The sequence below is a fragment of the Bradyrhizobium sp. LMTR 3 genome, from assembly GCF_001693485.1.
In the GTDB taxonomy this organism is placed as follows: Bacteria; Pseudomonadota; Alphaproteobacteria; order Rhizobiales; family Xanthobacteraceae; genus Bradyrhizobium.
Genome location: NZ_MAXC01000012.1, coordinates 166,179 through 188,879, shown reverse-complemented (window position 1 = coordinate 188,879; position 22,701 = coordinate 166,179). Strand labels below are relative to the sequence as shown.

The following is a 22,701-nucleotide window of genomic DNA, read 5'->3' as shown; positions in this document are numbered from 1 at the left end:
GATCGTCCGCTGGAGCCTGTCATCGGGCTCGCCGAAGGCGAGACCCGGTGGAGGGTGATGCACTCAGCGCGTTTCCTCTTCCGCGTTCTTCGATGCGGATTTCGGCTGCGGCGCCTTTGAACCCATTTCCTGACAGGGCAGTTGCGTCCATGAGCCGTCGGCCGCCTGCTGATAGGCATGGCAGGAGGCGGAAGCGGGCGCCTCGCTCGTCTTTGCCGGTTGGGAATTCGCGTTGGAGTTCCTGGCGAGCGTCGGCGCTGCCAAAGTGAGGAGGGCGGCCGCCGAACCGAAGAAGATCGCTTGCCCTAACCGCATGGAAATTCTCCTTTGTCGAACACGATGTGTTCTTCCTAAAAAGGATTGTGGAATTTTTTGGGAATGCTGATGGACGTACCGCCACTTGCTTAACGTTTTGCAAACGCCTGAAGGCCGCCGACGCGCTGCAGCGCAAGCCGGATTCTATTCTCGCGGTATGGAACCAGTTTCTTCGGCCGTGCGTTGGCTTGGCATCATGCCGGGAGGCACGACCTCCATGCGTCGGGAAAAGTCACTCTTCAATGCACTGCTCACCCATTTTCTGATGGGCGTGGCGCTTGGACTAACGCTGGTCCTGTTGCTCGGCCTCATCGATGCCTTCCATGTCAGAGACCTCGTCGCCAAGAGCGACGCACCTATTCAGACCACGGTGATGCTGGTGACGACCTACGGGTTAATGTTCGGCATCGGCGCAGCGCTGACTGGTTTGGTGTTGACGCTGGAAGAAGAGAGCTGAGGTCGGACGGCTGCCCGATCAGCGGCGCAGGCGGGCGATGGTGCCGGCGGTGATCTGCATGGCGACGCCGACCACCCATCCGGCCATGATCATCCAAATCCATCCAAAATGCGGATCGTGGCGCAGCACGATTAGGCCGACGCAGGCGAACGCCGAGAACGCCGCGAGGAAGGTCCCGATCGAGCTTAGCAGGTCCGGTGTGTCCACTCTGTCGATCCAGGCGTCATCGGGAGGCCGGTCGTTCGATGCGGTGAAGCGCAGCGGCGTATCGATTCCGAGATAAAAGCCGATGGCGCCACCGACCATCATCAGCAGCAGGAACGCCTGATTGGTGAGTGCAGCGTGGCTCGTCCCTACCAGAGCCGCCACAAACAACCCGTTCGCCGCGCCTGCCATGGCAAGCCCGAGGCGTTCCAGAACGTGGGCGACTTTTCGAACGCCGGTTTGCATGACGGTGAGCCCGCCGGTTATGAAAGGGAGCTTAGGACGGTTCCCAATAAGGTGGAAGCAACCTAGCGGTGCAGGTAGTGCGCCGAATTGATACAGCGCAAGATGCGGTCGGCCCGTAGAATTGGATGTACCTCTTTCGATGGGAGACGCGAACATGAGCCTATTGAGTACGCCATTCGATCCCGCGCGCGAGGCCGCGCTCGTCACCGGCGCGGGTAACGGGATCGGCCGCGCAATTGCGCAGGCGCTGGTGGGCGAGGGCGTCCGCACGGTGTTTGCCGATGTGAACCGGGACACGGTCACGGCGGCAGCCAGCGCGTCGCCGCGGCCGGAGCTGGCGCTGCCCTGGGTCGGTGATCTCGCCGATCCCGCGGCGCGCGAGGCGCTGTTGGCTGACGCCGCGTCTGCCGTCGGGCGCGTGACGCATTTCGTGCACAGCGCCTCGCCGCCGCGGCGCGAAGCCGATCATGCGCTCGGCGTCACCACGGAGATTTGGGCGCAGATGCACGCGGTGAATCTGGACGCCGGATTCCACCTCTCGCGCGAACTGGCGCGCAAGCTGATCGCCGACAAAACGCCCGGCTCGTTCCTGCTGCTGACCTCGCTGCATGCCGGCACGCCGCGCAACCTGCCGCATTACTCGACGGCGAAGGCGGGGCTTTCCATGCTGGTGAAGGAATTGGCCAAGACGTTCGGCCGCTTCAACATTCGCGTCAACGCCTTGGTGCCGGGCGCGATTGCTGCCGGCGGCTTCGTCGCCGATCCCGCGCTCGCAAGACACATTCCGCTCGGCCGGCTCGGCCAGGCCGAAGACCTTGCGCCGCTGGCGCTGGCGGTGCTGTCGAACCGGATATCGGCCTACGTCACGGGCGCGGCGATCGCGATCGATGGCGGGCTGTCGCTGACGAACTGGTTCGAGCCGCCGGAGTTGGGGGATTTGTAGGGATTTGTAGGGTGGGCAAAGGCGCTCTTGCGCCGTGCCCACCTTCTCTCGGATATCGCTGTCGTGAATGGTGGGCACGCTACGCTTTGCCCACCCTACGAAACTACGCGACTCCTAAATAGCGCCGCCGTGATGCTTCGCGTGCCATTTCGGACCAGGGCCGCGCATGTAGTGCAGCTCGGGGCGATAGCGGTTGCGGGCAAGGTCGAGCAGGACCTGCCATCGCGCTGCGACCTGGTTCAGGTATCGAAGAAGCGGTTGCATGGCCACCATGGCGACCTCTCAATGCGGCTTGCCGAGCACGGACGAAAACGGCAGGGCGAAGATTTCGACGTTGAGATCGTCGCTCGCATGCAGAGTCCAGTCGCGCCAGTCTTCCGGGCACTGCGCCGTAACCAGCGACTGCACGACGCGGGCGGCGTGGTCACGCGCTTCGGCCAGATTTCCGACGGCAAGGCCACGCTGAACGATGCTTACGCCCTCGGAATTGGAGCAGTGGAAATAGATCCGTGCCATGTCCGACTCCCACGATTGCGATTCACCCCGAAAAAATATCAGGCGGAAGACCGGCTTGATATTCGGGGAGATTGCGGGGCGGGATATTACGGAGGAGAGCGGCCTCGGGTGGAACCGCGCGATCCCTGGACGTGTCCTAAAATTATCTGCTGCGGCAGGAGGAACGAGATTTTCGGTTCGGCCGTTTTGACGAGGAAGCCGCGACATTCGAATCGCTGCGGCGAGGACGGATGCAACCCCGGGAGAGCAACATGATGTCGGAAATGCAGATCCACACGATTGCACGCCAGATGATGGAAAAGCACGGCCTCACCGCGATCGCACAAGCCGCACACAATGCACAGGCTTGCGAGAGCAGTGGCGACATCGAGGAAGCCAAGGAATGGCGTCATATCGAAGACGCCATGAAGCTGATGCGAGGCCCGCATCAGAGCTAGCGGATTTGTCCCGGATACGGCGCGGCACAGCGCGCGGCATCCGGGACACGCAGCTACTTACCGCAGCGGCATCGGCGGACGGACCACCGGCTCGCCGTCATCAGCCATGGTTTGCTGCGGCGGTGCCGGCGGCAGCGGCGCGGGGGCGGTGGCTGGCGGCGGGGCATAGGCGGCTTGAGCCGGTGGATAGTAAGCCGGCTTCGGCTTTCGGACAGGCGCGACAGACGCATTCGCGGATCGGGGCGGCGGCGGCGCGGCTGTTACCCTCGGGCGAAAATTCTGTTCGGGTCGGACCTCGGCAGCCCTCGCTTCCGAAGCTTTCATTTCGGCAGCCTTGTCGGAAACCTTGGCAAATTCACGCGCCATTTGTGCCTGGCTTGCCTTGAGCTGCGCGATAGTCGCCTTCAGCTCCTCGACCTGCTGGCCCATAGCGGCGAGATCCTGCGCCATCGACTGCAACTGGGCCGATTCCGCGGAGGGAGTAGCCGCGGCCGAAGCTGTGGGTTCGGGTTGAGCCGGTGCTGCCGTTGCCGCCGGCTCCGTTGCCGCCGGCTCCGCTGCGGCCTGATCGGTTGCGGCGGCGGGAGCGGCCGGCGCGCTCGGTTGCTCGGCCACGGCGGGCTTGGCTGCCGAAGGCAGGGCTGCCAGCACGAAGGGCGGCGCCCACTCGGCAGCCACCGCCTTGGCCTGATCGCCATAATGCTGCCAGGCAGCAGCAGCAATGGCGCCGACAAGGGCCAACAGCGCCATCACCACGCGCTTCGTCCACTTGGCCATCGGCCGCGCGCCGGCGGCGTTCAGGCCATCCAGCTTGATCTCCTCGCCCGGTCTGATGTTGTCGACCTGGACATTGCGCATCTGGACATCGCGCATGTCGGTCGCGCGAAATGTCGGTTCGACCTGCGCCGTTGGCGCGCTGATCGAAATCGCGGGCGCGACGTGAACCTGCGGCCTGGCCGCGGCTTGGACTTGCGGCTTTGCCGCAGCTTCAACTTGCGGCGCGACATGAACCTGCGGCGCTACAGGAGGGGTGGCCGGATCGTGGGCCAGCGGCGGCGCCTTGTGGGCGTGCGCGGCCAGCACCGTTTCGATCGCAAAAACGTCGTGCGGATCGGCCTCTTTCAGTGTTGGCGTGGATTGCATTGGCGGTCCCTTGCTCAGTCCAATGTCACCCGGATCGGGGCGGCAAGCATGCTCTGCTGCGTGGAAAACCTCTGCCCTGGCCACCACACGGCCAGCGAGGTTTGACCAAAGCAAGGCAAGAGCGTGGAGAGGTTGGGGCTACGGCTTCCGCGGACTGGAACCCGGGCGCAGAGATCATAGGATTGGCGCAGAGCGCGTTGGGTGCGCGGTTGGCCGGGGCTTAGAGGGCGGCGCGTGCCCCGCTAGGCGGATGCCGGGCGTGCCACTTTGGGCCGGGGCCGCGCATGTAGTGCCGCTCGGGACGATAAGGGTCGCAGGCGCGCTCGATCAGGTGATGCCACCGTGCCATGATCGCATCCAGGCGGCGGAGCAACATGGCACCCTCAATGCGGCTTGCCGAGGACGAAGGCGAAGGGCAGAACGAAGATCTCTTCGTCGAGATCATCGCTGACATGCACGACCCAGTCGCGCCAGTCTTCCGCGTCCCGACCCATGATGAGCGATCGAACGATGCAGGCGGCGCGGTCGCGCGCCTCGGCGAGGTCGCTTACCGCTTCGCCGGATCGGTCGAGCCGGACTTCCCGGGAGTTTGAGCAGTGGAAATAGACCTGGGTCATGTCGGGCCTCCTCTTGCAGGCGATCTCTATTGTTGGTCGCAAGTTAGCCGGACAAGGTTCTGGCACTCTGTGAGGCACATCACGGTTGTTGCTTAAGATTTTGTTAAGACTGTAGTGGTCAAATTTTAGGCATGGAATCGCAGCGGAACCGGACCTCCCGAGCCGGCAGTTGCAAGAGGAGGCCGGCGGCGTAACGCCCGTCGGCCTTTTCTCTTTGGACATGCAGCAAATCGTCGCGATATTCACAGCGCTGTGAATTCGTCCCCGGAACCAAGCATCTTACCTGCCCGTTCGCTCTTCATGTTCACATGGAGAATGAGCGATGACGAAACTGACACTGCTCGGCGCGGCCGCCATCCTTGCGATGGGGCTCGCGACGCCTGCGCTATCGCAGGAAGCCACCCAAGAGCCCGGCATGATCGGGTTCTCCCACCCGAACTCCGACTACTTGCTCGGCGGATACGGCGTGCGCACGCCGAGCCGTTATGATTACAGCTATTACTACGGTCCGCGCGTGTATGGCCCGCGCGTGTATTATCGCCCGGGCTACGTCGGCGGACCGGTTGGCGTGGCAGTCGGAACGGCGGCTGCAATCGCGGGTGCGCCGTACGTCGATTCATATGCCTATTATGACGGGCCCGGCTATTGGTAGAGCCGGACCAGCAATTTCAAAAAAGGCGGCCGCAAGGCCGCTTTTTTGTGGACTGCTTGGACCTTCTGCGGGTGGCTGCGGCATAGGACGACAGCAGCGCGAGGAAGACGATCTTGTTCAGCACGGTCGCACCGAGGACGAGCACGAGCGCTGGTCCGAGGCCATCGAGATGGCTCAGGCCTTGCACGAGAATGGCGCGCATGGTTCCAGTGTCATCATCATCCAATGTCCTGAGGGGTGAGGTCTCATGAGCAACCGTATTCTCGTCCTTTACGGCTCCTATCGTTCCGACCGCATGGGCATTCGTCTCGCGCAATTCGTCGTCGAGGGGTTTCGCGCGCGCGGCGATGATGTCGAATTGATCGACGCCAAGGCGATCGGCCTGCCGATGCTGGACCGGATGTACAAGGAATATCCGAAAGGCGATGCGCCCGCGGCGCTCGAAGAACTTGCGGGAAAGATCCGCAGCGCCGACGGCTTTGTGTTGGTGACCGGCGAATATAATTGGGGCATGCAGCCGGGGCTGAAAAATCTCACCGACCATTTTCTGGAAGAATGGTTCTGGCGGCCGGTGGCGATCGCGAGCTATTCGGCCGGTCGCTTCTCCGGCGCACGTGCCGCGCTCGCCTGGCACGGCACGCTTTCGGAAATGGGCATGGTGGTGATTTCGAGCTCGGTCGCGGTTGGGCCGATCGCGCAGACGCTGAGTGAAGACGGCAAGCCGATCGGCGAGGGCGGCAAGGCGCTGGCGCACGCGTTTCCGCGCTTCGCCGATGATCTCGTGTGGTGGATGGAGGCGGCAAGGGCGCAGCGGGAGCGCAAGAAGCCGCCATACTGAGGCATGCCCCGAATGGAGCGCAATGTTGGCGAAAACGCACCCACTTTTCGCCACGGCTGGACAGCAGATTGCGAATTGTCTGCCATCTTCCGCCTTTCTTGAGCTGCCGCAGACAGCTCGTCCATTTGCTTCATGCACGGGTAGAATTGATGTCGCCAACGAAAGCGCGCTGCGGCCTGCTTGTTCTTGTGTTGATGGCCGCGCTCTCCGGTCCGGCGGCTGTCGCGCAGAATCTCGATCAGGGCAAACCGGCGTCGAAACTGTTTGCCGAAGGTTGCGCGTCCTGCCATCGCAGCCCGCGTGGGCTCGCCAAGGGCCGCTTTCACCTCACTCTCTATTTGTTTTTGCAAAAGCACTACTCCACCGGCGCGAGCTCGGCCTGGGCGCTGACGTCCTATCTGGAATCCATCGATAGCGGAAAGCACGCCGCGGCGAAGCCGCAGGCAGCGTCAGCCGCGTCGCGATCGTCGATGCGTCCGCCGGCGCCGGTGCCGTCGCGATAGGCCGCGTCGCCATCGCTTGCTCACGGCAACGCTGCGAAATCTCCCCGACGCGGCCATCTTTTCGACTTTTGCCGGCATAGCATCATGATCATGTGTGGTGGCGGGGAGTAATGACGATGGTAGTGGCTGAACTTCAGACCAAGGTGGAGAAGTACGAGAGCCGGGCCGGCAAGTGCGAAGCAAAGGCCAAGGAGGCCACGGACAAGGCGCAGCAGGCCTTCTACGAGGGGCTGGCCGGCTATTACGCCAGCCTGGCCACGGATTTCCGCAAGATCCTCGAGAAGCGAACCGCGTAGGCGGGCACGATGTGTAGGGCGGATCGAATTCTACTGCGTCATAGGCGCTCGAAGCCCTCATCCTGAGGAGCCGCGTAGCGGCGTCTCGAAGGATGTAGGCCACAGACGGGCCACATGGTTCGAGACGCGCTTCGCGCTCCTCACCATGAGGGGCTTATGATGCAGCACGGTTGAATACGCCCTACGAGACATACGCGCGTTCACGCCCCACCGATGGCGCGCGTGATCGTTCCGCCGCCGCCGCAATTGGGGCAGGGAGAGCCGTTGATGCGGCCCTTGCCGTGACATTCGGGGCAGATGTCGTCGCCGGTGCCGGGCGTTCCGGGAGCTGCTTCATCGCCGGGATTGAGCATTGAATTCGCCGCCTGCATCTGGGCGTTCGAGCGCGATTTGGTGCTTTGCGAATTTGGCGCCTTGTTCCGCATGGTGCGTGCCTCCTTGAGAGATTTGCGACAACGCCGTTGCGGGGAGGAGGTTGCGAAGGATGCGCAACCTTCGCCGCTGCGAAAACGTTAGAACGACATGACGGAACACCCGACGATGCACCCCATGGCGGGCTTCAACCCATCGGAGCCCGCAGTCCTGCACGACCGCGCAAGCGACCAGATCATCACCTGGATCGGCGATGAGGCCGACGACTTCCGCCGCTTCAGCCGCGCGCGCGACGACGGCACGGTGGCGTGGCGGCAATATGTGTTCGACGGCTGGGGGAATGTGATGGGTGGGTGAGAGCGCCATCCGCCGATCCGTCGCGAATGACGAAGCTTCGCCCCAACGAGGGTTGACGCGCATCAACATCATCGTGCGAGCCGCCGCTATCGTTTCCACGGAAGCCGGATACGGAGGCGCTCGATGGACGACGCAATCAGACAGAAAATCCAATCGCTATTGGATTCCCACCGCACGATGCGGATCGCGACCTTGCGGCCGGACGGTTGGCCACAGGTGACGACCGTCGGCTATGCCAACGAAGGTTTCACCATCTACTTCCTCTGCGGCTCCGACAGCCAGAAGGCGGCGAACATCGCGCGCGACGATCGGGTATCGCTGGCGATCGATGACGATCCCGCAGAAGTGATGGAGATCGCCGGTGCTTCTATGGCGGCACGGGCCCGCGCCGTGACCGACCCCGCCGAGCAGCAGAAGGCCATCGGCCTCGTGATGGCGCGGTATCCGGAGCAGAAGGCCATCGGCCTACCAATGCCGAAGCCCTCTGAGGTTCGGCTGTTTCGCCTGACACCGACGGTGATTTCCTTGCTCGACTATTCGAAAGGGTTCGGACACACCGACCTTGTGACGTGCTGAGCGATCCTTGGAGGCAGGCTACTTGCTGTGTCGCTCGCCGGAGATCTCCTTGCCTCGCTCGGCGAGCTTCACCATCACCTGCAGCGCCTGATTGGTCGGCGTCGCTATGCCGAGCTCGGCGCCCTTGCGCACCACATGGCCGTTGAGGAAGTCGATCTCGCTGGGCTTGCCGCGGGCAAGATCCTGGGCGGTGGACGACATCTGGTTCGGCATCATGGCGGGGATGTTCTGGATATGCTCGAGGAGGTCGTCGGGAATCGAAACACCGCTGGCGCGGGCGACGGATATCGCTTCCTGCACCGCGCTTGTGACGACATCCCGCGTGCCCGCGACTTCCAGCATCGGCCCGTAGGCGATACCCGCCACCGCAGACAGCGCGTTGAAGGCGCAGTTGATGATCAGCTTGCTCCACAGCGTCCGGTCGATGTCGTCGGCGATCGTGATTCCGATGCCGGCGGCCTGAAGCATTTCGGCCAGCGCGGCGCTCGCGGCCGAGGGGCCGATGGCGAGATCGCCGCCGCCGTGATGCCTGACGTGGCCGGGGCCGGCCATCTCGCTGCCGACATAGACGACGACGGGAATGACGGCGTGGCCGATAATGGCAGAGAGGCGCGGTGCATTGTCGACGCCGTTCTGCAGGCTGAGCACGGATGTATCCGGCCGCAGTCGTCCGGCGAGCGCCCGGCCCGCCTCTTCGGTATCGGCCGACTTCACGCAGGCCAGCACCAGATCTGGCGCGGCGAGGGCGGTCGTGTCGGTCGCGGCGCGGGCGGGCAGGTGCTCCCTGAAACTCTTGGTATCCAGCAGCAGGCCATGGGCGTTGATGGCGTCGACATGCGGCTGCCGGCCGATGAAGGTCACGTCATGTCCCGCTTTCAGCAGCAGTCCCCCATAATAGCATCCGACCGCTCCGGCACCGACGACTGCGACTTGCATGGTTTTCTCTCCCGTTCGGCTGACTGGGTCGGGTAGCTGATCTGAGCCGATGCCGCAATTCTGCGGCTGACCTCCTAATTCCTGTGACCCAATCACCACACCCGAACCGAATTGCGCTGAGGAAGCCTTGCCTGATCGGGGCCGGCCACGCTTCCGCCCGGATTCGGTCCCGCGATCACCCCGTGTTGATTTTCGGCTTGGGCTGGGGCGCGAGCGGGGGATTGCAACATGTCTTTTATTGGCTGCACCAGTACTTCGTGCGTCGACGTCAGAGCAGGCCGTACCCGATTTGAAGCGCCATCAATCACGGCCGCACGCGCAAGGAAATTCATACGGCTCCTTATGGTCACGCTGGGAGCGGCATCGCTCGCGGCTTGCGCGCAGTCTTCGGTCGTCAGCCAAAAATCCGAGCTTCGCGCCAGCCGGCAGGCGTCGCTCAATCAGGATCGAACGACATCATCCATGATGAAGCGGCGCGTAGCCGCGGTGAGAAAGCACACCGTGTCGCGCAGGGATACAGGCAGCATCAAGACGGCCTCGCATGGGGTTGCCAGCTTCTACACCGAGGGAACGAAGACCGCGAGCGGCGAAAAGTTCAACACGATGGAAATGACCGCCGCCCATCCGACATTGCCGTTCGGCACCAAGTTGCGCGTGACAAACGTCGCGAGCGGCCAGTCGGTGACGGTACGGGTCAACGACCGCGGTCCCTATGTTCGGGGGCGCGTTGTCGACGTCTCCTATTCCGCAGCCGACGCGCTGGGAATGGTGGGGAAAGGTGTTGCCAAGGTCAAACTCGACGTCGTGCAGTAGCGGCTACCGGATAATCGCAATACACTTGAATTTGCGCGGCGGATGCGTCAGCAGTTCGGCGCTCTCGACGATGCGCATTTCCTCGGTTCCGCTCTTCGCGGTGCGTTCCAGCACGGCGAAGATGGCCGACGCCGCGTGGCTGAGCGCTTCCGCCGTGTCGGCGCCGCGGAGGCGGGCGGCGACCAACAGCGCGGCAAAGAGATCGCCGGTGCCGTTCGGGCTGATCGGCAGTTTCGGCGTGCGCACGCGCCACGCCTTTGCGCGCTCGACGGCCAGCGTCTCGATCTCGCCTTCGGGCGTATCGGCCAGCTCGGCGCTGGTGACGACGACCGTCCCGCGCGCCATGAACGCGCGCGCTGCCTTTACCACCTGATCGATCGCCGCGGCTTTCGTTCCGCACAGCCATTCGAACTCGAAATGATTGGGCGTGATGATGTCGGCGAGCGGACACAGAAGATCGCGCACCAGCGGCGGGATGTCGGCGTGAACGAACAGGCCGCGGTCGCGATCCCCGAGCACGGGATCGCAGCAATAGCGCAGCGCGGGATTTTTCGCCTTGGCGCGCGCGACAAAGTCCGCAACCACGTTGGCGTTCTCGGCCGAGCCAAGATAGCCCGATAAAATCATGTGAGCGCTATCGGCCGCGCCGCGCTCCTCGATCCCGCGCAGGAGATCGGCAACGAGATCTGCATCGAGCACGCGGCCGCGGATGGTCGGATAGCCCGGCCGGTTGCTGAGCAGCGTGGTCGGCACCGCCACCACGTCGATCCCGTGCATCTGCATCGGAAACACCGCGGCGCTGTTGCCGACATGGCCGAAGGCGACCTGCGACTGAATCGAAATCACGTTCATGCGGATAAATCTGGGAAATGCCGAATTGCCGGGGCGGGAACCTGCCGAGGTTAACACATTGGTTATTTGTTTGCGGGCATTTTCACGATCCTATTCAAAAGGGAGTCACCATGTCTGACGTCACCATTCCCGGCGGCCGGATCCGTTCCTTCGTTGAGCGGATCGAGAACATCGACAGCGAATTGCAGGAGCTGAACGAGCAGAAGAAGGAAGTGTTTTCGGAGGCCAAGGGCGAAGGGTTTGACGTGAAGATCCTCAAGGAGATCATCAAGCTGCGAAAGCAGGACCAGGACGAGCGCGACGAGCGTGAAAGCCTGCTCGATCTCTACATGCGCGCCATGGAAACCGCGCCGCCGGAGAAGGAAGCGAAGGCGGCGTGATACAACGCTGAATACGACTTCGTCGTGGCCTGGCATAGCTGTCCAAAGGACGGCGTCGCTTGCGCGCGCCTATGCCCGGCCATCCACGTCCTTTATCGCGCAATAGTGCTGCCAGCGAAATCACAGGGCGCAGCGCGAGTCGTAAGCTCCATCAGCAACGGAGCAAGCGGCACCCCTCTCCCTAACCCCTCTCCCGCAAGGGGAGAGGGAACCCATCCGCGTTGCGTCCCTGACGGTGCAGGCCAAGAAGGAGCCGTATGGTTCTGTTGGGTGAGCACGCTAGCCGGGCTCCTCTCCCCTTGCGGGCCCCTTGCGGGAGAGGGTTGGGGAGAGGGGGTAAGCCACGAACTCCGCCCTCTCATGCCGCGTAGCCCGCTGCTCTCACGACAAATTGGGGAGCGGCAACCTGCAATGCGGCGAATTCCAGCGAACCAATACGGCTGATCGATCATGCGACCAACAGCCGGTTCCGCATTCTATCATCGCATGTGTGCATTGCAACAATGTACTATTGCAGTGCAGCAAAATGACTATTAGCTCCATGTTTCAAGCTACCTATGGAGAATTGAAGTGAAGAAGATTTCGCTGTCCATCACTGCCGCCGCTCTGCTCGCGATGACGGCTGCAACTGGCGCTGTCGCAGCCGAGTTGCCGGCCTATGAAAGGGCGGGCTTGCCGGTTTCGGCCGTGCAGGTTCAGGTGCTGGGCGCTGAAAACGTCCGGGAAGCATCGCCGGTCGCCAATTCGGCCACGCCGTTTCAGCTCAGCGTCCTGACGCCGCGGAACAGGATCGCGACCGCGCAAGGCCAGACCGACACCACCGGTCGCGCCATTCGCTGAGCACAGACGTTTGATCGGCGCTTGATCTCGCGCCGACTGAGCGCCTTGCCCGAGTTTCAAAAGCCCGCGATGTCCTCGCGGGCTTTTTTTGTGATGAGCGCGTTCTCCAAGTCATCCGCGCGCAAGCGCGAAGCGAACGTGTTGTTAAGAATTGGCTCGCGCTGATTTGCACGATTCCGATTCGTTCTTTGCGAACAAATTGGAGTCGGATGGAGAACAACCGCATCCTTGGTGATGTCAGGCCGAATAGGCTAGCCTCGCTCGAGCCGACATCCTTCAGCGAGCGCTTGGCCATGCACATTCTTCGCCCCCAGTTTCGTATCGAGGAGAGCCGCGCGCTCGCGTTCGCGGCCGAGCGCGGATTTGGCGTGATCGTCGCCGCGGACGAGCGTGGCCCGCGCGCCTCGCATGTGCCGTTTGTGCTCCAGCAGCGCGAGGATGGCGCGATCGTCCAGATCCACCTCACGGCCAAAAATCCGCTTGTTCAACTCGCCGACGGCGTCAGGCGCTTCCTGCTGATCGTCTCCGGTGACGATGCCTATATTTCCAACGACTGGTATGCCTCGCGCGACAATGTCTCGACCTGGCTCTACGAGGCCGTGCATCTCTCCGGTGTCGCGCAGTTGCGCGAGCGCAACGAGAACCGCGCCCACGGCGACGCGCTGCTCGCGGCCGCCGAGGCGCGCCTGCCGAAGCCGCCCTGGGAGCTCGCGCGGATGGAGCCCACCAAGCGCGAGATGATGCTCGCTTCGATCCGCGTCATCGACCTCGTCGTCGATAAGATCGAGGGCCAGGCAAAGCTCAATCAGCACAAGAGCGATGAGGACCATGTGGCGGTCGCGGACCAGCTCGCGCGCGCGGAGGAGACGGGGAGCAGGAGGCTGGCCGCGAGAATGCGGGCGTCGCGGCCGGAGCTGGGGTATGACGTTGAGTAATGCGTAGGGCGGGTTAGCGAAGCGTAACCCGCCGACTCGGTCGTGGAGAACGGCGGATTACGCCTTCGGCTAATCCGCCCTCCGCCAAAACACCAAGCAAACACGTTGTTAAGAATCGGTTCGCGCTGATTTGCACGATTCCGATTCGTTCCTTGCGAACAAAATAGAGTCGGATGCAGAACAAAGCTGTGACGCCGCTTGTCTCTCTGCTTCAGGTGCGTATCGGCTGGAGTTATGATCATCCGACCGAGCAGGGCGCGAATTCATGGCGAAGAAAACGGGCAAGCGTGTATCGCGACATACGGTCCTCGTGATCGACATTGGTGGTTCGCGCGTGAAAGTCATGACCAGCAGGGAGCGAACCAGGCGCGCGTTTGCGTCCGGTCCCGAGCTATCAGCGAAAATGATGGTGAGGAGGGTCAAGGCGCTGACGAAGGACTGGTCCTATGACGTCATCGCGGTCGGGTATCCGGGACCTGTGGTCAACAACCGGCCCTTGTCGGAGCCTCACAATCTCGGTCTCGGGTGGGCCGGTTTCAATTTCGAAAAGGCTTTCGGTCGCCCGACGAAGGTCGTCAACGATGCGCTGATGCAGGCGATCGGCAGCTACCAGGGCGGCCGGATGCTGTTCCTTGGCCTGGGAACGGGTCTTGGCTCCGCGATGATCGTGGATGGCATTCTGGAACCGATGGAGCTGGCTCACCTGCCGTACCGCAATGGCAAGACGTTCGAGCAATGCGTCGGCGCCGCAGCCCTCAAGCGCCTTGGCAGGAAGAAATGGCAACGTGCCGTCGATGACGTCTTGAAGCGTCTGCTCGCGGCGCTGGAGCCGGATTACGTCATGCTGGGCGGCGGAAACGCCGACAAGATCGACAAGCTGCCGCGCAAGGTCCGGCTCGGCGCCAACACCAACGCGTTCGAGGGAGGATTTCGGCTGTGGAAGAAGGGCGTAGTCAAACCGCGCGGTGCACGCCGATAGAGAATGCCGTCCTGGCGGCGTCAGCAAGTAGGGGCAGGCTATTGAGGGTCAGGGTCCGGTCGTTCGGTCGATTGTTCGACCTCTTGCCCACAAGCGTCCTCAAACGGCCGGGACACTGCCGCCGCCTGGTTGCCTCGGATGTCGGATGGCCGCGTGATCCTGCGCTCGTAGTGGGAGGCCAGTTGCAGCAGCCGCCTCTTGACCAACGGGTCGGCTTGCTCGGCGAGGGCCCTGACGGTCCTTGCCCTTTCCCTGCAAAACTCGTCGTCCATATCCGTCCCCGGAACTCGAGCACGATGGGCGAAAGTGTAGGGTAGGTGGTTTGAACCGCGTATGGGCCAGATCACAGATCCGGGTCGAGTGTGGCCGGAACTTTGCGTATTGCGCCGTCTGGCGTTGGCGGCGCATGACGCTTGCGCCAATCTGATATACGAGCTTTGCACCTGGATTTGAATCGTCCCTCAACAGCCGACTGTCTATGGTTTGCCTATGTCGCGTCTAATGGTTCTATCGATGGCTCTCGTCCTGTCGCTGTGGTCCGTCGCCGCTCCGGCAGGGCCGGTTCATAAGCGGCCGGCTCCGCGCTGGCATGGCTACGGCTTCCTGCCGGGCTACCAGCAGCCGCTCAACAACAGCCTTCCACCTTACGCTCAGAAAAATGCGATGCGGCGGTCGGCACAACGCGACCGGCGCCCTTGGTACATTGACCCGGTTCCCAGCTACTACGGATATGATGGCAACTGGCGCTATTTCGGCCGTCCCGGCTTCTACGGCGGCCGCTACAATGGCGGCAGCTTCGGCCCGTGCTGGACACGGACACCGATCGGGCCGGTCTGGAATTGCGGCTGATCAGGTCAACAGGGCGCAAGAGCCAGCGCGTCGCGCGATTGCGCGCCGATGATAAATTCCGCGTACTGCACTGTCTGGCGTGTTGGTGGCGGATTACGCTGCGCTAATCCGCCCTACGCTTGCTAATCCGCTCTGCGAACCGCGAACCAATTGTTAGGAATTGATCCGCGCCGATTTGCGCTGATGCGATTCGTTCTTTGCGAACAAAGTGGAGTCGGATGGAGAACGAAGTTGCGGAGTGATTGCGTGGGAACGGCCACAGAATCGCCCCAACTGCCGAAGTTTCATGCTGTTTCATGATCTCCGGTGCGGAACGCGTGTCTACGCCGCTCGTTCTAAGTGGCGTAACAGCTCAACGCGTTCGACAGGAGTGCTTCATGCGACATGTCATTCTTCCAATCGTCACCGCCCTGGCGCTTGGCGCAGCGACACCTGCCATGGCCTACGATTCCGGCGGCCAGATATCGATGCGGGTCGCGCTCGACGTTGCGACCGATCTCGGCCTCATGACGGTGTCCCACACCAATTTCCTCGGCGATAAGTGGGAGATCGAAGGCCGCGACCGCGCGGGCCGCTGGATGGAGGTCTATGTCGACTCGCGAACCGGCGAGGTGCGCCACATGAATCGCGGATGGTAGTCGCGTTCTTCACCTCCTGCGTCAGCGAGTAGCCCGCATGAGCCAACGGGTCGCGCCCACTAGCTTACGCCTTCTTCACGAACTCCGATTTCAGGTTCATCGCGCCGATGCCGTCGATCTTGCAGGCGATGTTGTGGCCGTCTGAGCCTTCGGTCAGGCGGATGTTCCTGACCTTGGTGCCGCCTTTGACGACCGACGACGACCCCTTCACCTTGAGGTCCTTGAGGACGATGACGCTGTCGCCGTCCGAGAGCGCGTTGCCATGGGCATCGCGCACGCCCGCCTCAGGCGAGGTCTCCGCAGCGGTGCCGGCCTCGGCGCTCCACTCATGGGCGCATTCCGGGCAGACCCACAGGCTGCCATCCTGATAGGCATGTTCGGAATTGCATTTCGGGCAGTTCATCGCGTCGTCCATTGTCGTCCTTTGGCCGTGTCCAGGCGAAGCGCACCGTAGGTTCATGTCCTGATAACGCAAGGGAAAATGCTCGGTCCCAAGGGCAAAAGGAGCCCGTGCGCGCAATAGCGCAAGCATTGGAGCGCGGACAGGGGGTGGCGGAATACGCTGTCGCCAAGCCGCGCCTCGCGAACTGGCGTAAGCCGGATCACTTGAACAGCGCGAAATAGATCACGTAGAGCCAGCCCAGGATGCCGTGGATGATCGCCCACAGGATCGAATGGTTGTTGGCATAGGAGATCGCGATGGCGAGCGCCGAGCCGAAGCCAACGCCGTATTTCGCGCCCTCGACGCGAACCCCGTAATATCGATTTCCGTTCATGTCGATCCTTCCGATGCGTGCATCTTAATCGATTTTGTGGCTGATCTTGGGGATGGATCAAGTAGGGCGGGTTAGCGAAGCGTAACCCGCCGGCTCAGTCGCGGAGAACGGCGGATTACGCCGGAGCCTGTCATCGGGCCGCGCATTCGCGCGGACCCGGTGGGCTAATCCGCCCTACGCTTGCTCGTCGGGGCTGCTTGCTGACGATATCGCCTCCCGGACCCGGTGCAGATACGCTTCCGCAGTACACCGCAGGGCCCAGACACAAAATCGCGAAAACAACCCCATGCAAAGTAGCGAGCGCAGCGGAATCCGGTGCGGCTTGCGGCGGCGCGCCCGTCAGCCCTGCATGGGTGTGGGTTGAACCGTGGTGTGGGCCAAGTTAAGCGTCCGCCATGAACCAGCCGACCAGCGGCGGCGATGCTCCAGCCCAAAAACCTGACACGAAGCCGGCCCTGCTTGGGGTCGCGTGCGGCGCTGGTGCGGCGCTGTTCTGGGCGCTTGGCTTTGTCGCGACCCGGCATGGGCTGAAGGTCGGCTTCACGCCGCCGGACTTGCTGATGCACCGCTTCGTGTGGTCGGGGCTGGTGTTCCTGCCGCTCGTGCTTCGCGCCGGCATCGCTGATCTCGGCGGCATCGGATGGCGCCGCGGACTGGTGCTGATGGTGCTGGGCGGGCCTGTGATGTCGCTCATCAGCTATACCGGCTTCCTGTTCGTGCCGCTCGGCCATGGCAGCGTCATCCAGCCTTCCAGCGCGACGCTCGGAAGCCTGCTGCTCGCCGCGCTGTTCTTGCGCGAGCGGGTTCCGCCCTCGCGCGTAGCGGGGGCGGTCGTCATCGTCGGCGGGCTTGCGGTGATCGGCGCCGAGTCGATCGGCCATATCGGCGCCGACGGCGTGCTGGGCGATTTGCTGTTCGTGATGACCGGATTGATGTTCGCCGTGTTCGGCACGCTGCTGCGCCATTGGCGCGTCTCCGCGTTCTCGGCCGCCACCGTCATCAGCGTAGTGTCGCTGGCGCTGCTGCCGCTCTATGCGGCCTTGGGCGGGTTCGCCCGCGTGGCGGCGCTGGGCCTTGGCGAAAATGCGCTGCAGGCGCTGGCACAGGGCATCCTGGCCGGCCCCGCCGCGCTGTATCTGTTCGCACTCTCGATCCAGACCATCGGTGTCGCCCGCGCCGCGGTGTTCCCTGCGACCGTGCCGGCGCTGACGATCCTCGCCGGCTGGCTCCTGCTCGGCGAACCCCCGACCGCGCTGCAGGCGGCGGGCCTGGTCACGGTGCTGTTCGGCTTCTATCTGGCGCAAAGGCAGCGGTGAGGTGTGGTCGGCCGTTCCGGACTACGGTGACAGTGCAATTGTTTTGGCCTCGACAACCCTCCCGGCGTGCGCAGATATCGGCCAGCACGAGTAGGACGCGAAAGAGACATACGTGCGCGCGTGCGACGTTTATTGCGACAAGTCAGGCCGCAACAAACGACCGCCAAAGGATCCAAGCAGCAAATCCCAACATCGCAAGAAAAGTCATTATCATGCCGCTAGATCGGCCGATGCCCCATCCTGTCCGGAGGATTTCCACTGCGTGAGCGGTTCGGCCGGCGACAAGGAGGGCGCCTCCGGCCCAGAGCGCCGCACTCGGCATCCCGAGAAACTCCGCGCAACCCATTGCGAGCAGCGTGATCGGCACAGTTTCGGTGTAGTTGCCATGCGCCCGCATCCGCCGCAGCAAGACATCGTCATCGCCGCCGAAGAAGCGAATTCCGGTTTGAAGCCGGCGCATGCCGACGATCCAGGTCAGCGGCACCTGCGCGACCACGAGCAGGGCCACGAAGATTGGCGTGATAACAATCGGCACGAAAGCGCCTCCCTTCCTGGACTTCGCGCAGTAACCGACGATTAGTCCCGCTTCCAAAGCGCGAAGAGGGTGCCGCCCGGATCCTTCACAATGACGTACTCACCCTCTCGATCGCACTTGCTATTTGCAAGTGATTTGTGCGCTTAGCATTGGAGCTTGCAAATTGCAAGCGCGTTCGAACGCCGTTATGTTGCGGCTATGGCGAAGAAGCTCGAAAACTGGCATGGCTGCCCGATCCGCTACGCCGCGGCGATGATCGGAGACCGGTGGAAGCTGGTCATACTGCGGGACCTCGCGTTCAAGGAGGCGCGACGCTACGGTGAATTCGCCGCAGAGGAGGGCGTTGCGACCAACATTCTTGCGTCGCGACTGGTCGAACTCGAGGCTGACGGACTCATCGAGCGCACGATCGATCCGGAAAATGGCCGGCCAATGTACCTCTTGACCGAAAAGGGGCGCGATCTTGTCCCGGCGTTCCTGGCACTCATTGGCTGGTCCTACAAATGGGATTCCGAATCCGAGGTGCCGAAAAGCTTCGCTCATGATCTCAAGCGAGATCCGGACGAGGTTGCGCGCCGGATCATGAGTCGTCTTGAGGACGAGTCAGCGGTGTGAGGCGCCATAGTCAGCGGCCTGCCGTTGCGCTTGCGTTCGGCGGGTTCGCCCGCGTGGCGGCGCTGGGCCTTGGCGAAAACGCGCTGCAGGCGCTGGCACAGGGCATCCTGGCCGGCCCGGCCGCGCTGTATCTGTTCGCATTCTCGATCCAGACCATCGATTACGGTGCCAGTGCACTAAACAGCACTTCGCCTTCGGCAGATTAGGTGCAGTCCAGCACTGTCACCGTAATCCCGTAATCTAACGCCACATGCCGCGCATGCGCTCACGAATGTGAGGCCGCCGATAACCCGCGGGCTCTTGCGCGCTCGCGAAATATGGATTGATGACGCACTGCGCCGGGCGGCCCGATGCCGATGCGTTGCACTGAGGCAGCGACGTGTAGCGGCATTCGTAGTAGATCGTCCGGTCATACAAGCGCAGACAAACCGGAAAAGCTGGATCGTACATCTGGGCGGCGGCGGGTCCTAATGAGGCTAACCCGATTGCCAAAATCGCTAAGGCCAGAATGCGCATCAGAGCCTCCTTCGGCATTCACTCCAAGACCTCATACTCAAAGGCCACTTCTTCAGGGGTCGTTTTCGTCGAACCAGTTTTGCGCGGCGTCCGCACTTGCGAAGACCTTGACGTGCTCGGGGTCGTTAACGTCTTTGCTGGTGTCGACGTAGACAAAAACGGTCATTGGTCTCTCTTCAGCTTGCGCTTGCCCCAATGATGACTTTTGCGATCGGGATTAAAGACCCGTTCGGATTACGGTGACAGTGCACTAAACAGCACTTCGCCTTCGGCAGATTAAGTGCATTGTCACCGTAATCCCACTAGTCTCAAAACAACACGCCGCCGGGATCAAAATGGATCGCCCGGCGGCGTTTATTCCTGAACTGGGACGCTGAAATCCCCAGCAACGGACAAATTGCATTATCCGTGCCACGGCGATGTGACACCTTCGGCCCGCCGGTTCACGCTGGCGGGCCTGGCCTTTGTCAGCGGCCGTACAGACCGCGCCGACAACGGCGGCTATTCTGTAAGTCCCCCGGCTGCATGCCCCCAAGCCCCTAGCCGGGGGTATCTCCAGGTGCGGCGGCCCCGGTGCGTTGCGTATTGCCGGGGCCGCTTCATTCCACGAGCCGCATGGTCCGGCGCCGTTTCATGCGATCGAGAGCCTGGACGACATCGTCTCGATCGAGAACGGCTATTAGCCGGTGCACCGTTGCCGTGGCGTCGCGCGGACCGGGTGCGATGTATTCCCCGAGGATGCGCCTGACATCCTCCATGGCCCGCAGGATGATGTCTTGATCCGGGGTGTTCATGGTACGCGTCTTACTAAGCGCGACTCAAATTCAGAAAAATGGACTTCGTTCCTACTGGTTGCGCGAACAACTTCCGAGTTTCATGGTTCTACCCTCGGGGCGAAGGCCGGTGACGATGCGACGGTACTACTTTGACTTGAGAGCGGGTGACGATCTCTCTCCTGACGAGGAAGGGCTGGAACTTCCCAGCATTGAGCGAGTGCAGGAAGAGGCCGCCCGCTCACTGGCCGACATGGTGCGGGACGCGGTCAGAAAGAACCGCGACGGGCCGGGGCACCAGATGGCAATCGAAGTCCGTGACGACCACGGCCCGGTTCTACAGGTGAAGTTCACCTTTGAGATTGATCGGCACATGGACTGAGACCGGGTATTTAAGAGTGGCGATCGCAAGCGGCCGAGCGCATAATGGGCCTATGGCTGAATCACATCATAGGTCGTGCAGGTGCGGCGCGGTTTATAACCGCACCGAATCCATGGCCTCGGGCAGACAGGTCAGCAGCTTCGAATGCTCGGTTTGCGGGGCCACGATGGAAAGCTGGAACACCGCTTGGGTTCCGGCCTTCCGCTTAGTTGTCGGGCCAGTGATACTTCCTCAGCAGTAGGGCCTCAGCGGGCGGCCTCTTTCATTCGAGCACTTCATACTCGAAGGCCGTACCTTCCGGGTCGTTCTCCTCGAACCATTTTTCCGCGGCGTCCTCGCTCGCAAACCGTGTCACCAACTTGATTGCTTGTGCGGACAAGTGGAGGCGGGAGCCTGCCGGAGTGCCTTACTTTTTAGCTGACAATCTCCCTGACCTTGATGCCGCGCAAGGCCTCGATGCAGTCAGCGACCAAATGCAAGAACTCTTGCCGCTTTATGCGCTTCACCTGACGCCCTTCCATATTAATTAGAATGAACTTCGCCATGTCGTGGGCGACTTCAAACTGCGATTTGCCGGTAACCTCAACGTCTATTCTCTCAGCCATTTCGCTCTCCGCTAGTTGTAATTGGAAGGCAGCGGTTCACTCCAAGACCTCATACTCAAAGACTACGCCTTCAGGATCGTTTTTCTCAAACCACTTTTCTGCAGCGTCCACATTGGCAAACACCTTGATGTGCTCGGGATCTCCCACCTGCTTGCTGGTGTTCACGTAGACAAAAACGGTCATTGGTCTCTCTTCAGCTTTCGCTTGCCCCAATATGGCGTCGGTTAGCGCGCCGTCGAAGGCGGCCTTATCCCGGCGGGCCTTACAACGACCTGAGGATCAGCAATTGGTAAGATTTCGTTAACCTTACGAGAGCAAGACTTTGCCTGCCGGGGCTGGGCGCATCATGAAAGGAAAACCCCATGCCAAATCTGGAAGAGGCCATCCGCGAACGTGCCTACCACCTGTGGATGGCCGACGGTCAGCCCGAGGGCCAGGCAGACATCTATTGGCTCAATGCTCAACGCGAAATTCTCATGACGTCGCTTGAAAGCTCGGGCAGCAACGCTCCCGCCACAGCACCCCTCGACACGGGATTTGTTGCGACGAAATCCGCTAAGGCAAAGACTGCCCGATCGGGAAAAAGCAAAACCCGCGCCGCATAGTTTCCCTGCGAGCATCGTCACCCGGACCCTAACGACGACTCCGTCGTCAGCAAGTAGGGCGGGTTAGCGAAGCGTAACCCGCCGGCTCAGTCGCGGAGAACGGCGGATTACGCCTTCGGCTAATCCGCCCTACGCTTGCTACGATTACGGCGACCGCGCACTAAACTGCACCTCGCCATCGGCAGATTAAGTGGACCGTAATTCCAACGGATCGCGCAAATGCGCGCTCGGCGATATTACGGTTCGGCATGGAAAAGCGGCGATGCGCAAACAAGATACCTTGAATTCAACTACAAATGGGTCTCAAATTGGCGGAGACTATCTGCCAGAATGGCCTTACTTTCTGATGCGAATTTTTAGATGTTATTTGCGCGTGCCGAGACACGCTGGAGACGACGATGCATCCGCATTACTTGGGCAAAGAGGGAAAACAGCGACGGATCGAAGGGTTCAAAAACCAAAGGCTAATAGGGCCGGATAATGTTGATGTAGCCATCGAATTTTCAGAAGTGGCAGACGTTGAGGAGTACGTCGCGGGTCAGCAACTGTTCTCCGAAAAGAACCGTTCGTACAAGGTCTATTTTGTATTTTCGGGAAGAGTGGATTTGCTCATAGGGAATAGGCGCATCCTGCCATTGTCTGGCGGAACCTTGCAAGGATACTTGCTTCTCGTATCAGAGAAAGAAATGAGACCTCTACTGATTGGATCGGAACGATTGCCGACCTCAAGGTCAGCAACGTTGTGAAGATCATCGGCACGGCTTCCCCAGCATTGAAGTTTGCTGCTTTAGCGTTCGGCGGTTTGGCCGCCCTCGGTGCCGGATATAACTGGCTATGGAGCGCCGCGAACAGTGTCGCGAAGGTTCCTTGACGAAAAAGCGCGG

39 protein-coding genes are annotated in these 22,701 nt (G+C 61.8%); 22 read left to right on the top strand and 17 right to left on the bottom strand.

Annotated elements, in window-relative coordinates:
• Positions 1 to 63 precede the first annotated feature (63 nt).
• Entirely contained in the window at positions 64 to 315 is a 252-nt protein-coding gene (locus tag LMTR3_RS10380) for a hypothetical protein (protein WP_065744962.1), read from the bottom strand.
• A gap of 217 nt (positions 316 to 532) precedes the next feature.
• Here LMTR3_RS10380 and LMTR3_RS10375 point away from each other — a divergent pair, with 217 nt between their 5' ends.
• Entirely contained in the window at positions 533 to 772 is a 240-nt protein-coding gene (locus LMTR3_RS10375) for a hypothetical protein (RefSeq protein WP_141686548.1), read from the top strand.
• A gap of 18 nt (positions 773 to 790) precedes the next feature.
• Here the strand turns inward: LMTR3_RS10375 and LMTR3_RS10370 are convergent, their stop codons facing one another.
• Positions 791 to 1,222, bottom strand: a complete 432-nt coding sequence (locus LMTR3_RS10370; RefSeq protein WP_065744961.1) for a hypothetical protein — start codon at positions 1,220 to 1,222, stop codon at positions 791 to 793.
• A 154-nt stretch (positions 1,223 to 1,376) separates the two neighbouring features.
• Here LMTR3_RS10370 and LMTR3_RS10365 point away from each other — a divergent pair, with 154 nt between their 5' ends.
• The gene (locus LMTR3_RS10365) at positions 1,377 to 2,165 is read left to right on the top strand and encodes an SDR family NAD(P)-dependent oxidoreductase (protein ID WP_065745580.1); all 789 of its coding nucleotides are present in this window, start codon (positions 1,377 to 1,379) and stop codon (positions 2,163 to 2,165) included.
• A gap of 114 nt (positions 2,166 to 2,279) precedes the next feature.
• Here LMTR3_RS10365 and LMTR3_RS38410 read toward each other — a convergent pair whose 3' ends face one another.
• Positions 2,280 to 2,438, bottom strand: coding sequence for a hypothetical protein (locus LMTR3_RS38410; RefSeq protein ID WP_176721855.1), 159 nt, complete (start codon positions 2,436 to 2,438; stop codon positions 2,280 to 2,282).
• Positions 2,439 to 2,447: 9 nt separating this feature from the next.
• The gene (locus LMTR3_RS10360) at positions 2,448 to 2,681 is read right to left on the bottom strand and encodes a DUF6894 family protein (protein ID WP_065744960.1); all 234 of its coding nucleotides are present in this window, start codon (positions 2,679 to 2,681) and stop codon (positions 2,448 to 2,450) included.
• 251 nt (positions 2,682 to 2,932) lie between these two features.
• Here LMTR3_RS10360 and LMTR3_RS10355 point away from each other — a divergent pair, with 251 nt between their 5' ends.
• Positions 2,933 to 3,118 carry a hypothetical protein gene (locus LMTR3_RS10355; RefSeq protein WP_028346367.1) on the top strand — a complete coding sequence of 62 codons (186 nt, stop codon included), beginning with the start codon at positions 2,933 to 2,935 and terminating at the stop codon, positions 3,116 to 3,118.
• A gap of 57 nt (positions 3,119 to 3,175) precedes the next feature.
• On the opposite strand, the gene LMTR3_RS37420 is transcribed toward LMTR3_RS10355, so the two are convergent.
• Complete coding sequence (locus tag LMTR3_RS37420) at positions 3,176 to 4,261, bottom strand: hypothetical protein (protein WP_141686546.1); 1,086 nt, start codon at positions 4,259 to 4,261, stop codon at positions 3,176 to 3,178.
• Between the two features lie 383 nt (positions 4,262 to 4,644).
• Entirely contained in the window at positions 4,645 to 4,878 is a 234-nt protein-coding gene (locus LMTR3_RS10345) for a DUF6894 family protein (protein ID WP_065744959.1), read from the bottom strand.
• A gap of 322 nt (positions 4,879 to 5,200) precedes the next feature.
• Between LMTR3_RS10345 and LMTR3_RS10340 the strand changes: the two genes are divergently transcribed.
• On the top strand, positions 5,201 to 5,530 hold the full coding sequence (locus LMTR3_RS10340; protein ID WP_051379232.1) for a hypothetical protein: 330 nt from the start codon (positions 5,201 to 5,203) through the stop codon (positions 5,528 to 5,530).
• 16 nt (positions 5,531 to 5,546) lie between these two features.
• Here the strand turns inward: LMTR3_RS10340 and LMTR3_RS10335 are convergent, their stop codons facing one another.
• Positions 5,547 to 5,732, bottom strand: coding sequence for a hypothetical protein (locus tag LMTR3_RS10335; protein ID WP_065744958.1), 186 nt, complete (start codon positions 5,730 to 5,732; stop codon positions 5,547 to 5,549).
• A gap of 45 nt (positions 5,733 to 5,777) precedes the next feature.
• Between LMTR3_RS10335 and LMTR3_RS10330 the strand changes: the two genes are divergently transcribed.
• The 3 genes from LMTR3_RS10330 (at position 5,778) to LMTR3_RS10320 (ending at position 7,167) form a co-directional block, all read left to right on the top strand.
• On the top strand, positions 5,778 to 6,368 hold the full coding sequence (locus LMTR3_RS10330; RefSeq protein ID WP_057845185.1) for an NADPH-dependent FMN reductase: 591 nt from the start codon (positions 5,778 to 5,780) through the stop codon (positions 6,366 to 6,368).
• A 149-nt stretch (positions 6,369 to 6,517) separates the two neighbouring features.
• Positions 6,518 to 6,871, top strand: a complete 354-nt coding sequence (locus tag LMTR3_RS10325; protein ID WP_065744957.1) for a hypothetical protein — start codon at positions 6,518 to 6,520, stop codon at positions 6,869 to 6,871.
• Positions 6,872 to 6,987: 116 nt separating this feature from the next.
• Positions 6,988 to 7,167, top strand: coding sequence for a hypothetical protein (locus LMTR3_RS10320; RefSeq protein ID WP_028346363.1), 180 nt, complete (start codon positions 6,988 to 6,990; stop codon positions 7,165 to 7,167).
• 200 nt (positions 7,168 to 7,367) lie between these two features.
• Here LMTR3_RS10320 and LMTR3_RS10315 read toward each other — a convergent pair whose 3' ends face one another.
• On the bottom strand, positions 7,368 to 7,592 hold the full coding sequence (locus tag LMTR3_RS10315; RefSeq protein WP_065744955.1) for a J domain-containing protein: 225 nt from the start codon (positions 7,590 to 7,592) through the stop codon (positions 7,368 to 7,370).
• Between the two features lie 124 nt (positions 7,593 to 7,716).
• Here LMTR3_RS10315 and LMTR3_RS10310 point away from each other — a divergent pair, with 124 nt between their 5' ends.
• Together LMTR3_RS10310 and LMTR3_RS10305 are read left to right on the top strand one after the other, a co-directional pair.
• Positions 7,717 to 7,896, top strand: coding sequence for a hypothetical protein (locus LMTR3_RS10310; protein WP_245319822.1), 180 nt, complete (start codon positions 7,717 to 7,719; stop codon positions 7,894 to 7,896).
• 123 nt (positions 7,897 to 8,019) lie between these two features.
• Positions 8,020 to 8,472, top strand: a complete 453-nt coding sequence (locus tag LMTR3_RS10305; protein ID WP_065744953.1) for a pyridoxamine 5'-phosphate oxidase family protein — start codon at positions 8,020 to 8,022, stop codon at positions 8,470 to 8,472.
• An 18-nt stretch (positions 8,473 to 8,490) separates the two neighbouring features.
• On the opposite strand, the gene LMTR3_RS10300 is transcribed toward LMTR3_RS10305, so the two are convergent.
• The gene (locus LMTR3_RS10300; RefSeq protein WP_065744952.1) at positions 8,491 to 9,408 is read right to left on the bottom strand and encodes a ketopantoate reductase family protein; all 918 of its coding nucleotides are present in this window, start codon (positions 9,406 to 9,408) and stop codon (positions 8,491 to 8,493) included.
• Positions 9,409 to 9,870: 462 nt separating this feature from the next.
• Here LMTR3_RS10300 and LMTR3_RS10295 point away from each other — a divergent pair, with 462 nt between their 5' ends.
• Positions 9,871 to 10,221 (top strand): septal ring lytic transglycosylase RlpA family protein, encoded by a 351-nt coding sequence (locus LMTR3_RS10295; RefSeq protein WP_349643796.1) that lies wholly within the window; start codon positions 9,871 to 9,873, stop codon positions 10,219 to 10,221.
• Positions 10,222 to 10,224: 3 nt separating this feature from the next.
• Here LMTR3_RS10295 and pdxY read toward each other — a convergent pair whose 3' ends face one another.
• A complete protein-coding gene (pdxY, locus tag LMTR3_RS10290) occupies positions 10,225 to 11,073 on the bottom strand; it encodes a pyridoxal kinase PdxY (protein ID WP_065744951.1) in 849 nt (282 codons plus the stop codon).
• 110 nt (positions 11,074 to 11,183) lie between these two features.
• On the opposite strand from pdxY, the gene LMTR3_RS10285 reads away from it, so the two are divergent.
• From LMTR3_RS10285 to LMTR3_RS10255, 6 genes are all read left to right on the top strand, one after another.
• Complete coding sequence (locus LMTR3_RS10285) at positions 11,184 to 11,453, top strand: DUF2312 domain-containing protein (RefSeq protein WP_065744950.1); 270 nt, start codon at positions 11,184 to 11,186, stop codon at positions 11,451 to 11,453.
• Positions 11,454 to 12,023: 570 nt separating this feature from the next.
• Entirely contained in the window at positions 12,024 to 12,293 is a 270-nt protein-coding gene (locus LMTR3_RS10280; protein ID WP_065744949.1) for a hypothetical protein, read from the top strand.
• A 293-nt stretch (positions 12,294 to 12,586) separates the two neighbouring features.
• A complete protein-coding gene (locus tag LMTR3_RS10275) occupies positions 12,587 to 13,228 on the top strand; it encodes an FMN-binding negative transcriptional regulator (RefSeq protein ID WP_065745578.1) in 642 nt (213 codons plus the stop codon).
• A 265-nt stretch (positions 13,229 to 13,493) separates the two neighbouring features.
• Entirely contained in the window at positions 13,494 to 14,207 is a 714-nt protein-coding gene (locus LMTR3_RS10270) for an ROK family protein (protein ID WP_065744948.1), read from the top strand.
• 489 nt (positions 14,208 to 14,696) lie between these two features.
• Complete coding sequence (locus LMTR3_RS10260; RefSeq protein ID WP_065744946.1) at positions 14,697 to 15,056, top strand: hypothetical protein; 360 nt, start codon at positions 14,697 to 14,699, stop codon at positions 15,054 to 15,056.
• Positions 15,057 to 15,433: 377 nt separating this feature from the next.
• Positions 15,434 to 15,694, top strand: a complete 261-nt coding sequence (locus LMTR3_RS10255) for a PepSY domain-containing protein (RefSeq protein WP_065744945.1) — start codon at positions 15,434 to 15,436, stop codon at positions 15,692 to 15,694.
• Between the two features lie 64 nt (positions 15,695 to 15,758).
• Here the strand turns inward: LMTR3_RS10255 and LMTR3_RS10250 are convergent, their stop codons facing one another.
• Both LMTR3_RS10250 and LMTR3_RS38405 read right to left on the bottom strand, forming a co-directional pair.
• The gene (locus tag LMTR3_RS10250) at positions 15,759 to 16,109 is read right to left on the bottom strand and encodes a zinc ribbon domain-containing protein YjdM (RefSeq protein WP_065744944.1); all 351 of its coding nucleotides are present in this window, start codon (positions 16,107 to 16,109) and stop codon (positions 15,759 to 15,761) included.
• 187 nt (positions 16,110 to 16,296) lie between these two features.
• The gene (locus LMTR3_RS38405; RefSeq protein ID WP_176721854.1) at positions 16,297 to 16,470 is read right to left on the bottom strand and encodes a hypothetical protein; all 174 of its coding nucleotides are present in this window, start codon (positions 16,468 to 16,470) and stop codon (positions 16,297 to 16,299) included.
• 395 nt (positions 16,471 to 16,865) lie between these two features.
• Between LMTR3_RS38405 and LMTR3_RS10245 the strand changes: the two genes are divergently transcribed.
• On the top strand, positions 16,866 to 17,786 hold the full coding sequence (locus LMTR3_RS10245) for a DMT family transporter (protein WP_065744943.1): 921 nt from the start codon (positions 16,866 to 16,868) through the stop codon (positions 17,784 to 17,786).
• A gap of 142 nt (positions 17,787 to 17,928) precedes the next feature.
• Here LMTR3_RS10245 and LMTR3_RS10240 read toward each other — a convergent pair whose 3' ends face one another.
• Positions 17,929 to 18,321: an MAPEG family protein gene (locus LMTR3_RS10240; protein WP_065745577.1), complete on the bottom strand. Its 393-nt coding sequence runs from the start codon at positions 18,319 to 18,321 to the stop codon at positions 17,929 to 17,931.
• Positions 18,322 to 18,519: 198 nt separating this feature from the next.
• Here LMTR3_RS10240 and LMTR3_RS10235 point away from each other — a divergent pair, with 198 nt between their 5' ends.
• Positions 18,520 to 18,936, top strand: coding sequence for a winged helix-turn-helix transcriptional regulator (locus LMTR3_RS10235; protein ID WP_065744942.1), 417 nt, complete (start codon positions 18,520 to 18,522; stop codon positions 18,934 to 18,936).
• Positions 18,933 to 19,142 carry a hypothetical protein gene (locus LMTR3_RS39105; RefSeq protein WP_065744941.1) on the top strand — a complete coding sequence of 70 codons (210 nt, stop codon included), beginning with the start codon at positions 18,933 to 18,935 and terminating at the stop codon, positions 19,140 to 19,142. The genes LMTR3_RS10235 and LMTR3_RS39105 overlap by 4 nt, the downstream gene beginning before the upstream one ends.
• Positions 19,143 to 19,176: 34 nt before the next feature.
• Here LMTR3_RS39105 and LMTR3_RS10225 read toward each other — a convergent pair whose 3' ends face one another.
• Together LMTR3_RS10225 and LMTR3_RS10220 are read right to left on the bottom strand one after the other, a co-directional pair.
• Complete coding sequence (locus LMTR3_RS10225) at positions 19,177 to 19,452, bottom strand: DUF3551 domain-containing protein (RefSeq protein WP_065745576.1); 276 nt, start codon at positions 19,450 to 19,452, stop codon at positions 19,177 to 19,179.
• Between the two features lie 599 nt (positions 19,453 to 20,051).
• The gene (locus LMTR3_RS10220) at positions 20,052 to 20,246 is read right to left on the bottom strand and encodes a hypothetical protein (protein WP_065744940.1); all 195 of its coding nucleotides are present in this window, start codon (positions 20,244 to 20,246) and stop codon (positions 20,052 to 20,054) included.
• 115 nt (positions 20,247 to 20,361) lie between these two features.
• On the opposite strand from LMTR3_RS10220, the gene LMTR3_RS10215 reads away from it, so the two are divergent.
• The gene (locus LMTR3_RS10215; protein WP_065744939.1) at positions 20,362 to 20,607 is read left to right on the top strand and encodes a DUF6894 family protein; all 246 of its coding nucleotides are present in this window, start codon (positions 20,362 to 20,364) and stop codon (positions 20,605 to 20,607) included.
• A 413-nt stretch (positions 20,608 to 21,020) separates the two neighbouring features.
• Here the strand turns inward: LMTR3_RS10215 and LMTR3_RS10210 are convergent, their stop codons facing one another.
• Both LMTR3_RS10210 and LMTR3_RS38400 read right to left on the bottom strand, forming a co-directional pair.
• Complete coding sequence (locus LMTR3_RS10210) at positions 21,021 to 21,212, bottom strand: hypothetical protein (protein WP_065744938.1); 192 nt, start codon at positions 21,210 to 21,212, stop codon at positions 21,021 to 21,023.
• A 36-nt stretch (positions 21,213 to 21,248) separates the two neighbouring features.
• A complete protein-coding gene (locus LMTR3_RS38400; RefSeq protein ID WP_176721853.1) occupies positions 21,249 to 21,395 on the bottom strand; it encodes a hypothetical protein in 147 nt (48 codons plus the stop codon).
• Between the two features lie 179 nt (positions 21,396 to 21,574).
• Here LMTR3_RS38400 and LMTR3_RS10205 point away from each other — a divergent pair, with 179 nt between their 5' ends.
• Together LMTR3_RS10205 and LMTR3_RS37410 are read left to right on the top strand one after the other, a co-directional pair.
• Positions 21,575 to 21,817 (top strand): DUF2934 domain-containing protein, encoded by a 243-nt coding sequence (locus LMTR3_RS10205; RefSeq protein ID WP_065744937.1) that lies wholly within the window; start codon positions 21,575 to 21,577, stop codon positions 21,815 to 21,817.
• Positions 21,818 to 22,215: 398 nt separating this feature from the next.
• Positions 22,216 to 22,563, top strand: a complete 348-nt coding sequence (locus LMTR3_RS37410; RefSeq protein WP_141686545.1) for a hypothetical protein — start codon at positions 22,216 to 22,218, stop codon at positions 22,561 to 22,563.
• The last annotated feature ends 138 nt before the right edge of the window (positions 22,564 to 22,701 follow it).